The sequence below is a fragment of the Paenibacillus sp. Y280 genome, assembly GCF_056786335.1.
The window spans coordinates 191,222-204,551 of the sequence record NZ_JBXCIW010000009.1 but is presented as its reverse complement, the minus strand read 5'-3'; the positions used below and the strand labels follow the sequence as shown (position 1 = coordinate 204,551).

13 protein-coding genes are annotated in these 13,330 nt (G+C 43.4%); 5 read left to right on the top strand and 8 right to left on the bottom strand.

Annotated features, from left to right (window positions below; translation table 11 throughout):
• Window positions 1-40: 40 nt before the first annotated feature.
• Entirely contained in the window at window positions 41-607 is a 567-nt protein-coding gene (locus AC1TPC_RS14455) for an extracellular solute-binding protein (protein WP_482067525.1), read from the bottom strand.
• On the opposite strand from AC1TPC_RS14455, the gene AC1TPC_RS14450 reads away from it, so the two are divergent.
• Window positions 519-923, top strand: a complete 405-nt coding sequence (locus AC1TPC_RS14450; protein ID WP_482067524.1) for a helix-turn-helix transcriptional regulator — start codon at window positions 519-521, stop codon at window positions 921-923. The genes AC1TPC_RS14455 and AC1TPC_RS14450 overlap by 89 nt on opposite strands.
• A gap of 33 nt (window positions 924-956) precedes the next feature.
• A complete protein-coding gene (locus tag AC1TPC_RS14445; RefSeq protein WP_482067523.1) occupies window positions 957-1,526 on the top strand; it encodes an SF0329 family protein in 570 nt (189 codons plus the stop codon).
• 98 nt (window positions 1,527-1,624) lie between these two features.
• Here the strand turns inward: AC1TPC_RS14445 and AC1TPC_RS14440 are convergent, their stop codons facing one another.
• From AC1TPC_RS14440 to AC1TPC_RS14415, 6 genes are all read right to left on the bottom strand, one after another.
• Window positions 1,625-2,701, bottom strand: coding sequence for an ABC transporter substrate-binding protein (locus AC1TPC_RS14440; protein WP_482067522.1), 1,077 nt, complete (start codon window positions 2,699-2,701; stop codon window positions 1,625-1,627).
• 465 nt (window positions 2,702-3,166) lie between these two features.
• On the bottom strand, window positions 3,167-3,928 hold the full coding sequence (locus AC1TPC_RS14435) for a response regulator transcription factor (RefSeq protein WP_482067521.1): 762 nt from the start codon (window positions 3,926-3,928) through the stop codon (window positions 3,167-3,169).
• On the bottom strand, window positions 3,903-5,666 hold the full coding sequence (locus tag AC1TPC_RS14430) for a sensor histidine kinase (RefSeq protein WP_482067520.1): 1,764 nt from the start codon (window positions 5,664-5,666) through the stop codon (window positions 3,903-3,905). Before AC1TPC_RS14430 ends, AC1TPC_RS14435 begins: the two co-directional genes overlap by 26 nt.
• Window positions 5,667-5,805: 139 nt before the next feature.
• Entirely contained in the window at window positions 5,806-7,302 is a 1,497-nt protein-coding gene (locus AC1TPC_RS14425; protein WP_482067519.1) for an ABC transporter substrate-binding protein, read from the bottom strand.
• 87 nt (window positions 7,303-7,389) lie between these two features.
• Complete coding sequence (locus AC1TPC_RS14420) at window positions 7,390-8,319, bottom strand: carbohydrate ABC transporter permease (RefSeq protein WP_482067518.1); 930 nt, start codon at window positions 8,317-8,319, stop codon at window positions 7,390-7,392.
• A gap of 12 nt (window positions 8,320-8,331) precedes the next feature.
• Window positions 8,332-9,288 carry an ABC transporter permease gene (locus AC1TPC_RS14415; RefSeq protein WP_482067517.1) on the bottom strand — a complete coding sequence of 319 codons (957 nt, stop codon included), beginning with the start codon at window positions 9,286-9,288 and terminating at the stop codon, window positions 8,332-8,334.
• A gap of 219 nt (window positions 9,289-9,507) precedes the next feature.
• Between AC1TPC_RS14415 and AC1TPC_RS14410 the strand changes: the two genes are divergently transcribed.
• Window positions 9,508-10,401 (top strand): nicotianamine synthase family protein, encoded by an 894-nt coding sequence (locus AC1TPC_RS14410; protein ID WP_482067516.1) that lies wholly within the window; start codon window positions 9,508-9,510, stop codon window positions 10,399-10,401.
• Window positions 10,402-10,488: 87 nt separating this feature from the next.
• Here the strand turns inward: AC1TPC_RS14410 and AC1TPC_RS14405 are convergent, their stop codons facing one another.
• On the bottom strand, window positions 10,489-10,770 hold the full coding sequence (locus AC1TPC_RS14405; protein ID WP_482067515.1) for a helix-turn-helix transcriptional regulator: 282 nt from the start codon (window positions 10,768-10,770) through the stop codon (window positions 10,489-10,491).
• A 171-nt stretch (window positions 10,771-10,941) separates the two neighbouring features.
• On the opposite strand from AC1TPC_RS14405, the gene AC1TPC_RS14400 reads away from it, so the two are divergent.
• Both AC1TPC_RS14400 and AC1TPC_RS14395 read left to right on the top strand, forming a co-directional pair.
• Window positions 10,942-11,814, top strand: coding sequence for a nucleoside hydrolase (locus AC1TPC_RS14400; RefSeq protein WP_482067514.1), 873 nt, complete (start codon window positions 10,942-10,944; stop codon window positions 11,812-11,814).
• Window positions 11,815-12,076: 262 nt separating this feature from the next.
• Window positions 12,077-13,309, top strand: coding sequence for a multidrug effflux MFS transporter (locus tag AC1TPC_RS14395; protein ID WP_482067513.1), 1,233 nt, complete (start codon window positions 12,077-12,079; stop codon window positions 13,307-13,309).
• The last annotated feature ends 21 nt before the right edge of the window (window positions 13,310-13,330 follow it).

Sequence of the window (13,330 nt, the reverse complement as noted above, 5' to 3'; positions counted from 1 at the left end):
CTAGCTGCATTTCACCGTCAAACAACTTATCACTAAATACTCATCCTATAAATGGATAGTTTTCCCTAATTGTGTAGCCGCCTGTGCTTATTATATTGGGCTTTCGTAATTCAGGTTCATATACACCAGGGGTTAAATAGTTTCTCAAAAGTTCTTGAGCTCCTTTCAGTGCAAAAGTACCGTTGGATTTCTCTGCAAATAATAGGATAGATTCCTCGGTATATAGAAACTTCAAAAACTCTTTTGCAAGTTCAGCGTTTTTGGCTTTGAGTGGAATAGAAAATTGTTCATAACTAGAAAGGATATAACGTTCATCACCTTCATTAAATACAGGCACAGGAAACATGCCGAATTCGAATCCTTCTTCTCTTGGAGAATCTTTCATTTCATTCTCCATCCACGAACCATTAACGATAAAAATGGCTTTGCCAAGCATCATATCCGTTTGTGATTGGGTGTGATTAAGTCCGACGGTTCCCTCCATCAAATACCCGTCTCTTCCAAGCTTAGCTATTGCAATGGAAGCTTTAGATGGGTTAAGTTTATGGAAACATGCTCCTAGATCACTTGATTCGTCTGTGACTAAGAAAGAAATAGTGGATGTCATTAGTTATATCGGATTACATTATCGGGATAAAATTACGCTAGAAATGATTGCTGACCATGTTAATTTCAGTGAAAACTATTTGTGTCGCGTGTTTAGAGATCAAATGGGTATGAGTTTAATTCATTATATAAACAATGTTCGGATGAACAAAGCAGTAGAATTAATTATGAAAGGCCATACTTATATTAAAGAGATATCTACATTAGTAGGCATTAGCGATCAATTTTATTTTAGTAGAATGTTCAAAAAACAATTCGGAGTCTCACCTACTGATTATAAAAGTCATGTCATCAGGAGAAGGCAACTGCTTCAATAGGCAGTAATTAATATAGAACACAAGGAGTAGTACATGGCCTGGAGCAAATTGAAACAAAATCTGGAGAGCTTTCTCTGTCCTGCGTTAGCTGGAAGGGTAGAATACCGTGCAACGAGCTACCGATATTTACCCGATAAAGCAGGGCTTTGTTATATTGCAGTAGATAAAAAGAACGTATTTAATATGAGTGATACAACTAACTTAATCAGATGGTATCAGACGGAGCTGGAAATTAAGAATGATTCAGATATCGAAATTCCAATCAACAATGAAGAAATTGAAGCAGTCAGAAAAGATACCAAGGGGATCGTTCCGGAGGATCGTCTAATCGTAATAGCAAGAAGTAGAAAAAAATCAGAATATGCAAAGGAGCTTTTGGCGGCACAGTCATCATTAAGCAAATCAAATTTTATCGTTACAGCTAATAAGTTTTTATCCATTTCTATAGAGGAAAGCATAGACAGCAATGATATCTTATTGAATATTCTAGCTTTGGTGGACAGACGAGTTGGAAAAAAGCGAATTTTAAATATGTCCGAGAAGATGAAGCTAAAGCATCCTATTGTGCAGTATTTTTATAAACTACGGCTTAGTACGTTTTGAAAATAATTACTTATTCACCTGCGGACTGAGGTACCGCTATTTGTCCAGTAAGTGGAGCTTAACCAGTTCATGCAATATGCGCCTCGTCTGCCAATCGCTCACCCCCGCCCCGCATCCAGCTGCTTCTGTATTTCTTTCCGTACCTCTTCGATGCCTGCTTGCTTCAGCTCCTCGTTAAACTTGGGGAGGATCGTGTCAACATCGACGGTGCCAGTCATGAGGCTTGGATAGTATTTCTTCCAAATCATCTCGATGTTATCGGTTTGGGCGGTCAGCTTGGATAGATCAGGAGTAAAGCCGAGAGCGGTGGACTTGATGACTTCAGCGTTGTATTTGCGGAATTGATCCCATTTATCGAGGGGTTCCGGGTTGTCACCGCCCATGGTTTTCAGGATAAACCAGTTACCCTGTGTATATTGTACTCCTGCATAGCTTGCTGATGCATCTGGGATCGGGTCGCCGTTGCTGTCTTTGCCTGGAATTGGGGCCACTTGCCCATGTTCATCTAGCGTGTAATGCACTCCTTCAATACCATAATTAAATAAGTTTCGTATTTCAGGGTCGGTATTGAGTAGATTCAGAAACTTTATACACGCAATGGGATGGCTGGTGTTGGCATTAACAGCCATGATTCCTCCACGGACTGATTCTGTGGTCACGACGATTGGGGTTACCGGATTGGATACAACCGTGTAGCCGCGATCCTTACTCCAAGTAGTTTCCGAGAGTGGGCCGCCGCCTGAGGACTTCCAGAACACTTTATCCCCGCGCTTTAGTCCGCCTGGCTCCCGAAGCGCAGCGTCTTTGTTAATGAAGCCCGCTTTATAATAACGCCGTAATGTGTCTAATACCTGCCGTGCTTCCTTTGTTTCGAAGATATTCACGATCTTAGGGTTAGGGTCCAGTGATTTCACCATCAAGGGAACTTTATGGTTCACAATATATTCGTAGCCATAGAGAGCGAAGAAATTGTGTGAATCCCGATCTAATTCCATCGGTATGTATCCAGGCTCATTCTGTTGAATCATCCGGAGCAGCGGTTCAAGCGATTCCAGCGTATTGTACTTGGTAATGTCGAAATTGTACTTTTTCACTATGGAAGCAGGGTACATCCAATGATCGCGGACGGCCAGCTCTTTATTGGTCGGTACACCATAAATGCCTCCATCATTCATTCGTACTCCTTGCCAAAAGGTTGGGTCAATGGTATCGTACATATCTTTACCCAGACTCGTAAGATAGTCATCAAGCCTCAGCCATGCGCCGCGCATAGAGGTGGTTGCATAGTTGGGTGCAAAAGCAATGTCGAAGGACTTCCTGCGGATATAAGTGTGTTCAGCCGATCTTCATACTCCTGCCAACCTACCTTGATATAGGTGATAGTCACGCCAATTTTACGAGCCATAATTTCATTGATTCTATCATTTACGAGCTTCAGATCCTTGTCAGGCTCTCCGATCGTGTAATAAATCAGATTTACAGTGTCACCATAATAGTTATCATTGTTGTTTTTGTCAGACTGCCGGGAGCAACCGGTCGAAAACGCTGTGAGCAGCAGAATAATATTGATTATGATGAAGATACATCTGTGTCTAGAGCACTTTAGCATCGATGTCCGCTCCTTTCTGCCGAGTTCGTCGTTAACCTTTTCCCCGCAGATCAGAGGGAGATTTTCCGAAAAAGCTTTGAAAATGTGTATAGAAATAATTGAGATTGTTGTAGCCGACGGAAAGCGCAATACAAGAAATCTTCTCATCTGACGATTGAATTCGTTCTTGTGCGAGGAGCATTCGGTAAGCCATTAGGTATTCTGAAAATTTCATTTCGGATTCTTTTAGAAATAATTGTCCAAGGTAGGTACTGTTCATCTGAAAGCGCTCTGCCACTGATTTTAAGGTGATATTCTGAGCATACTCCGTCTTGATCATCAGCAGAATGCGGTTGACCAGCTTGGATAGGCTGTCATAGTTTACACCTAGTACCGGATCCTTTTTCAAACTCTCGCAGTTCATATTACCTATCGCACCACCCAGATCCTCCACAATAATCTTCTCAATCACTTGCTGCAGCTTCGTACGTTCTACAGGCTTGAGCAGATAGTCTTTGACACCACAGCGAATGGCTTCTTGGGCGTACTTGAATTCGCTATAGCCGCTCATAATAACATATTTTGTAGGGATTTGGAGCTCGTTGAGTCTGCTTATCGTTTCATATCCAAGATTTTTGCCAATGCAGACATCAAAAATGGCGATATCTGGCAGCAGGTCTACAACCTTGGACATGGCAACCTCCGAAGTTTCGCAGGTTTCGATCCGACTGAAGCCGTATCGTTTCCAGTCCAGGATTCGCTTCATCCCCTCCAAAATCTGAGGCTCGTCATCCACAATCAGCAGTGTGTACATGTTCAATCATCTCTTTTGGAATCCTAACAGAAATCTTAATGCCAGCTTCCTCATTATTCTTAATCTCTATAGAAAAGCTTTTCCCATAAAAGAAGTGAAGCCTGGTGTATACGTTGCGTAAACCGATGCTCTCGGAAGAAATATCATCATGGTTGGACAGAGTGCTTCGCACTGTATTTAAACGCTCGGCGTTAATGCCGCGCCCATTATCCACGAATTCCAATACATAATGCTCATCAGCTTCCCAGCCGTTAACGACATACAGATTAAACTCATTGCTGGCGACAAAGCCGTGGATGAAAAAATTTTCAGCCAAAGGCTGCATCCAAAATTTCACGGTAGGGATAGAGAGTAATTTCGGCTCTACATTGACTTGATAATAAAAACGCTCCGGATACTTAAACTCCATAATCTCTAAGTACTTCTGCAGCAATTCCAGCTCACTTGCAATAGAAATAATATTTTCTTTTTTGACAATTTCACGAAAAAGCGACCCTAAGGTAGCAATGGCATCAGCGGTGTCCGTGTCCTGGTTAACAAGAGCAGTGGAGCGGATAACCTCTAATGTATTGTAAAGAAAATGAGGGTTTATTTGGTTTTGAAGCGCCTTCATTTCCGTTTCTTGCTGCTTCAGTTTAAGTAAATATTCATTACGGATATGCTTATCCAACTGCTGAATCATATCGTCTAATTCCCTTGCGATCATGCCGTATTCATTGCGGCGATAACGGGCAGGGCGATTAAGTGTAAAATTGGCTGTTTTCACGCGTCCAATCGATTGAATAATGCGATGCAGGAAGCGGGAATCATCACGCATATTATACACAATGAGCAGTAGTACACTAATCATGGTCGTTAATACGATCAGGAAGATGGTGATTAGCATCCTGGCATGCTGCTGAATCAGCATAGATAAATCAACGATGCTGACGAATTTGAAATTGAACTTGGTGGATGGAAAGGTGATAAAAAATATATGCTTTAAATAACCCTTCGAAATATAACCATGACTGCGTCCGTTCGCCGCCGCCTGACGGTATAAATCCTTCAAGTCTTGGTCTTGTCCGTTGCCGATAAGGTAGATCTCATCAGAAGCACTGACTGCAGCGGCCTTTCCCAATCGATAATACTGAATAGATTTAAAGATTTGACCACTGCTGACCAAGAAGCGAAGCTCTCCTAATTCCTTAGAGCCTAGTGCTGGATCTGATAGTTTCTTGCGATAAACGAATCCCTTAAGAATGGTATCGTGAAAAGCTTCATCTGTATTTGGAAGACCGAACATAAAGCTTGCGGTTCCGTTATCGTTAAATCGTACGACATTGCCATACTGCTTAGTATGCAGGCTAACCTGCGTTATTTCACCCTGCGCCCAGCTGTACAGATAGGTTTTAATATCCTCTGGGAAAGATACCAGCGGCTGTGAGAATTGGCTGTGTTGCAGACTATTGGTTAAGTAGCCTTCAGCACTGCTGCTTAAAAAGCTGCGAGCATCATCCATTAGACTATGATTGGAGTATATGCGCTGCATGTAAGCCTCGATTCGGTCGGCATCATACTGCAGCTCATTCTCTACACCAGCGAAAGCATTAGCAGCCTCTAAACGAGCATCACCAACCCATTGATTCAACAGCATTGCACAGGTTAGAATGCCAAGCGTGAGTCCAATGATCACGACGAAGACGACATAGGCAAAAAACTTGTAACGATAAATTTTGATTTGTAAAAAAGAGCTCATACGACACCTCAATTGCAGCAGCTCATTGAACATAAGCGTTTACCATACCACTTTAACATGATTAATCAAAGCTTCATAGGCAGCAAGAAAAAGCATCCCATACAGAGTGTCTCAATAAGGGATGCTCATTCATTTAATCTTACTTGAAGTAATTATTAATTTGCTCTTGAGCAGCTTTCATAATCGTGTCCATACCAGCGGACTTTAACTCAGCTGTAATCTTTGGAATCATTTTCTCCGGATCAGATGCGCCTGTAATGAGCTCATATTTGTACTTATCCCATACAGATTGGCAATTCGCCACTTCTGTCTGAAGATTATTGATGTCCAGTGCGAAACCTAATACAGTGGAAGATGCAGCTGCGTCATTCAGTTTTTTAACCTGTTCCCATTGATCCTCAGGAGCGCCTTTGGTAACGGCTAGATTAAAGAATGTACCTTGGGAGTAAGCGGCTAGCGGCCAAGTATCGGAAGTACGCTCGATTACCTTTTCGCCATCGACATTTTTGTAGTCTGCGTCTAACTCACCGAATGCAAGCATATTGCGCAGTTTTGGATCTGTGTTGACTAATTCGAGGTACTTCAATGCTTCCTTCTTATATTTCGAATTTGCAGAAATCGCGTTCAAGGAGCCTTGGATCGTGCTCGTCGTATAAATAGGTCCGAAATGCTGAACCATATCATATTTTTGAACAGCATCATTGATTTGCCAGCCTACTTCTGCACCTGGAAATGCCTGAGCTGCAAAGAATGGTCTGCCTTTGTCGTTCTCTGTTTTAGTCGGAGCATCAGGGTTTATGATGCCATCCTGATACCATTGATGCAGGAGCTTCAGATTGGCGATAACATCAGGCTGCTCGAGAACAGAGACAACCGTGCGTGATCCATCATCAGCTTTTACGCCAATTGGGGTGAAGCCTAGTGTTAATTCGTCATAATTGTTAAAGAAGCCGTTCAATCCTTCGCCTTGCGTCATTGGCAATGGGTAGAAGCTCTTGCCTTCGCCAGACTTTATGCTGCGCAGAGGTTTATCAAGGTCCTGCAGCGTTTTGATGCTGTTGATAGCTATATTGTACTTTTGCACGTATTTATCATCGTACACCCAATATTGCGTTAGCGCTGAATCCTTATATGTGGGAACGGAATAATACTTGCCGCCAATTTTCGTGCCATCCCATACCTTTTCAGGAATCAATTTGTATAAGTCAGCCGTTTCACTTTGAACCAGATCAGTGATGTCGGCAAAAGCCCCCATAGCCACTTGCTTGCTGTATTTGCCGCTGTTTGTGAACATAATGTCGAATGGTTCGCCAGTATTCACAATCGTATTGATTTTGGTGTCCCATTCCCCCCAGCTGGCTACCTTGATGTCAATTTTCACACCAATCTTCTCAGCTGTATATGCGTTCATGTCATCAATAGCTTTGCTGAAGTTAGTTGGTACTTGGCCGCCGATGGTCCACCAGACCAACGTCGGAATATCCTTGCTTGGTGCTGCGGTGTCCTTTGGTGCGTCTGTAGTTTTCGGAGAGCCATTTGTTGCAGTTGGAGAATTCGAGCCGGAGCAGGCAGCTAAGGCAGTTGCCAGTGATGTGAGAATACAAAGCGTAGAGATGAGCTTCCAAGATTTCTTCATTTCATTTCCCCCTTATTGAAGTGGTATCACCTTAAGAGCTGTACAGTGATCTATCATAAACCAAGCTTGCTTGGCTTATTTCGTTTATTATCCTTTGACAGCGCCGATCGTTAGTCCAGAAATAAAATATTTCTGGAAGAATGGATAGGCGAAGGCTACAGGCAGCACAATGATGATGGCTACGGCCATGCGGGCAGATTCCTTCGGCATAGTTGCAACGAGCACGGCATAGCTAACGCCCATACTTGCAGCATTCTTGGCAAGTGCATCCACATTGCTCATCAAGCTATTTAACAGTGCCTGCAGAGAATATAGGTTCTGGTTGTCGATATATAGCATCGATTGGAACCAGTCATTCCAATAAGAGAAGCAGAGGAATAGTCCAATTGTTGCAATGACAGGCAAGGAAATCGGTAGGATGATTGAGAAAAAGATTCGCAGCTGGCTCGCGCCATCGATTTCTGCAGATTCAATCAGCCCATCGGGAATCGTGCTTTTAAAGAAGGTTTTACAAATGATAACGTTGAACGATGAGACGGCCAGCGGTAAAATAAGAGCCCAGACGCTATCTTTTAGTCCCAATAAATTTGTATTAATGAAGTAGCTGGATACCAGACCGCCATTGAATATCATTGGGATGAATACGACCCAGGTCAGAAAGCCATTCAGCTTGTATGTTGGGCGAGAAAGTACATAGCCCATGGAGGTGGTAAGCAATACACCGAGCACAGTGCCAACGACAGTAACAAGGGCGGATACGCCGAGCGCCCGCAGAATCATCGTTCCCTGCTTGACTACATAGGCGTAAGCCTCTCCTGACAATGCAATCGGCAACAGATGATATCCTGTCTCACGTATGGAGTCCTCACTGGAAAATGAAATGGATAGAACAACAACTACGGGTATGACGCAGAGCAGCGCCAAGATGATAAATATCAGGTTGAAAAAGATGTTTACGACGTTGCTTGTACGGTTAAATTTCTCAAGGCCCGTTACGTAAGTCGTTCTCGTTGACATTGTGTTACCTCCTTACATCATCGCGCTGTCAGGATCAATTTTGCGAACAATCCAATTAGCGATTAGAATAGTTGCGCAGCCCAGAACCGACTGTACGAATGCGGCAGCAGCTGCCATCCCCAATGTAGCGGATTTCAGTTGTTTATACACCATGACATCGATTGTGGTAGACACATTGAACAGAGAATTGGAATCTCGCGTGACCTGATAGAACAAGCCGAAATCGGTGTAGAATATACGTCCAACTGCCAAAATGAACAGCATGACGATAACTAGCTTGAGCATTGGCAATGTAATAAATCTCGTCTGCTGCCAAATGGAAGCGCCATCAATAACAGCTGCCTCATAATAGGTGCTGTCAAGGCTTGTGATGGTTGCCAGATAAATGACCATACCATAGCCCAAGCCTTTCCAGATGTTTAAGAGAATCAGAAAGTATGGCCAGTATTGTGGCTCCATATACCAGTTAACAGGATCGCTGCCCATATTGACGAGCATTTGATTGACAATCCCTTTATCAAAGCTTAGGAATGCCCAGCCTACAGCAGATACGACAACCCAAGATAGGAAATAGGGGAGGAACATCATCGTCTGATAGACTTTACTTGCTTTGCGGCTGTGGAGTAGTCCGATCATAATGGCTAATAGAACGGGCAGCACAATGCCTAGAACGATAAAAATAATATTGTATCCGATGGTGTTTCGAATAATGATCCAAGCGTCATTCGACTTGAATAAGAACTCAAAGTTTTTGAAGCCTACCCAAGGACTGTTAAACACATTGCTCAAGAAGCCGCCGCTAATTCTGAAGTTTTTGAAGGCAATAATGATCCCGAACATAGGTATGAAACAAAACAGTATGTACCAAATCGTCGCAGGCAATGCCAAGAGGGTTAGTTCCGTATCTTGCTTGTGCCAACGAAATGGTAAGCGCTTTTTTTTAGTTTGTTGTTCAACTGCAGATCTCATGTCTGTCACTCCTTCCGGTGTTTTCTCGCTTGTATTGCACTTGTTAGGCTAATTGTATAATAGTGGATTCGAGGCTTCTAGATAACAAACTTGATACTATAGTCAACAAACGTTAGATTCAAGAGTCTGATGACGTCCCAATATTCGTCTACATCCTTGACCATATGAATATATTTTGTAGTAAGAAACCGGATGTAGGATGAAGGAGGAATGGGGCAAATGGATGGTAATTCTACTGGTTCAATAACAATTACAGGCAACGCGCCAATGATGCAAATGGTTGACAACTTTATCTCTTTTATCCGTGAAGCAAATGAGCTTCTTCAAAAGGAAATAGATCTGTCTCCTGCTAATCAATTGGTTACAAATAGCATTAGTCAACTTTCAATACAGTTACGATCCCGCTATTTGCCGGAGGAGATTCAAGCCGTTCTAAGCAATGAGTATTTTCGAATGAACCAACAAAAATTGCAGGATAAGTTGTCAGAAGCCGAATTTTTAGCAGAGCTGAGTGATTCTCGTCACATTTGCAAATCTGAGGATTCTGTCTTGGAAATCGTTACGAGGTTGCCTAACTGGAACATTTACATGGCCTTAGTTAGTCAGGAACTGTCCACTTTTCGTCGGTTCATTCGCCAGGATAGTCAGACAGAGAAGTCGACGATTGTCTTTGTTGGTAGTGGGCCAATGCCGCTAAGTCCTATTATTTTGCACCTAATCGGTAATGTGGATGTGATCTGCCTGGAGATGGATTCTGTGGCCTATGATGCATCAAGCTATTTACTCGAGCAAATGGGCTTAGGGACTAAAGTGTCTGTCGTAATGGAGAATGGATCGGAGTTCGATTACAGCTCTTATAACCGGATCTTTGTGGCTAGTCTCGTGAGAAATAAGCGGGCGGTGCTTGAACAAATTAGTCGTACTTCCTCAGATCCTCTAGTAGCTATTCGCACAGCAGAGGGGATGAGGCAAATCATGTATGAAGCGATTGATGAATCGCAGTTGAATAAGCAGGGGTGGCGGATTCTGGGACGAACTTGTCCTGAAGATAATCTGGTCATCAATTCGACTTTGTTTCTAGATCGCTTTGCTGCTCCCAGCATACCGGATTGACATAGAGTCGTGTCCACAATGTCAAGAAATTCGAAAATACTGGTGAGGGCCACGTCTTTGTAACGTGGCCTTTTTTATGAAGAATCTTTATAGCAATACACCGGCAAGCTCTCTGTACTGCTTCGGGGTCATCTTAATTTCCCGCTTAAACAGGCAGCAAAACTGCGCATCCGTTGAAAAGCCGCATTCCATCGCGATAACCGATATTTGCAAGGGAGTATGCCTTAGCATTGTTTTGGCATGCTCGATCCTACGATTCAAAATATATTGGCTGGGAGATAACCTGACCTTTTCCTTGAACAAATGACGAAACCGGTCATAGCTATAACCGGATTGGTTGGCAAGAGCTTGGAAGTCAATTTTCTGCATATAGTACTCATCAATGAAAGCCTGAGCGAATCGTATTATATCATGGCGGCTATCTGCTTCTTGGGAGGGATAAGCCCGCAGTACTTCCAAATATAGACGCGAAATCAAATTGTCGAGCAATTGCTTATAGAAGGGAGGCTTATCGCGAAGCTCTCAGGCGGTAGAGTCAGAATGGTGCTCGATACCGATACATTTAACGAGATTGATGACCAATTTGCGGTCATTTATGCGCTATTGTCGCCTGAAAAAATAGAGCTTCAGGCTCTTTATGCAGCACCGTTCCATAATGAGCTCTCCACCGGACCGAAGGACGGGATGGATAAAAGCTATAAGGAAATCATTCGCATTCTTAAGCTAATGAATCGAGAGGATGTTCCCGTCTATCGCGGCTCCGAAGCTTATTTGCCTGCCGCTAACTCCCCGATTCGCAGCGAGGCTGCGCTGAATTTGGTAGAGCGCGCAATGGCAAGCGATCTGAATGATCCATTATATGTAGTCGGAATCGGAGCCATCACGAATATTGCGAGTGCCATTCTATTGGAGCCGAGAATCATCGAGCGCATCGTTGTGGTCTGGCTGGGCGGCCACGCGCTGGATTGGCCTGACACTCGCGAGTTTAATCTCGAACAGGATCTCCATGCCTCGAGAACGTTGATGAACTGCGGCGTGCCTCTGGTCCTTATCCCATGCATGGGAGTCGCTTCAAACCTGCGTACGACACTATCGGAAGTTAGAGATTATGTAAAGCCTTCCGGCGTAATTGGTGAGTACCTTTATGAGACGTACAAAAACAGCAAGGATGATCATTTCGCCTATTCCAGAGTAATATGGGATATCTCGGTTATCGCATGGCTGAATCAGCCAAAGTGGGTTCCTTCGCGGCTTATTCCAAGCCCAATCATTTCGGAAGACTTCCGCTGGAGCACGGACAGCACAAGACATTTGATACGCTGCGCAAGCTATATCGACCGTGACGCGGTATTTCAAGATCTATTCACCAAGCTTGCGCTAAGCAAAGCGGAAGTGCAAGCCGAACATGACTAGAGTTACCGTCAAACGCTTGCATAAACATCAATATGGACCTTGTTGTCTCCATATCCAGCATCCGTTGGAAAATGGCCACGTCTTGTCGCGTGGCTTTTTTTATTTCTTTTTGCAAAATCTGTTGATTGAAAGAAATAGCAAATCTTAACAAAGGTTGGAGCAAGTTTCTATTGGGTTTATGTCTAATTTGGTCTATAATGAAGCAAGTTTATATGATTACAAAGGTTTATCAATTTGGGATAGTTTAGGAGAAGATTAGACGATGTCTGCAACAAAAAAATATGATCGCCTAAGATTAGTATTGCTGTTAGGTGCTTTTTCAGCTCTTGGCACGCTTACGATTGACATGTATTTGCCTTCATTCCCGCAAATTACGGCTGATTTTGGAACCGAGGCTTCTCTTGTTCAGCTTAGTTTGACAGCATGCCTCATTGGCTTAGGTTTGGGTCAAATGATTATGGGACCATTAAGCGACGTTCATGGGAGACGCAAGCCAATTATTATTTCGCTTTTTTTCTTTCTGGTTGCTTCGTTTGTCTGTGCGGTCTCCCCGAATATTTATTGGTTTATAGCTGCACGCTTTGTCCAGGGTTTCGCTGCCTCTGCGGGAATTGTTATCTCCAGAGCAATCGTACGCGATCTATACAGCGGAACAGAATTAACGAAGTTTTTCTCCATGCTCATGCTTATAAATAATCTGTTTCCTATGATTGCGCCTATGGCTGGCAGCGGTGTGATCTCCTTCACAACGTGGGTTGGCGTGTTTTTCGTGCTGAGCGCTGTCGGTTTACTACTCCTTATTTTGGCAACGATGGGCCTAAAAGAGACCTTGCCCGCTCAAAATCGGGTATCCGGCAACTTCAGAGAGCTGTTAGCCGGTATTCAAACTCTGATTAAGGATCGGCAGTTTATGGGCTATGCGCTTGCACAAGGCATTATGATTGGGGGCGTATTTGCCTACGTATCGGGGACTCCATTTGTTTATCAAAATATTTACGGAGCCTCTCCACAACTATTCGCGCTATTGTTCGCATCTAATGGAATAAGCTTAATTATTGGTTCACAGGTCGTAGGACGGTTCAGCAAAACGTTCTCGGAACACAACTTTGTTATTCTTGGTTTGTTGATGTCTTGTGCAGCTAGTTTTGCAGCCTTGCTCGTTATTTTGTTGCACGGTCCTTTACTGGCATTGGTTATTCCGTTGTTCTTCTTTGTAGCATCAATCGGTATGACGGCAACAGCTTCTTTTGTTCTGGCGATGGGTTCGCAAAGTGAAAGGGCAGGAAGTGCATCTGCCCTGCTTGGTTTGCTGCCTTTTGTGATTGGAGCATTTACTTCACCACTAGTCGGCGTTGCCGGAGAGAATTCTGCGGTTCCGATGGGGATCATCATCTTGTCCACTAGTCTGCTTGCTCTTTTCGCTTTTTTTGGACTCGCACATAAGACGCAAATTAAGGATACTAAGAACCATGTTGCATCAAAGATTTCTCAATAATGCCTCTGTTTATCGATTGCA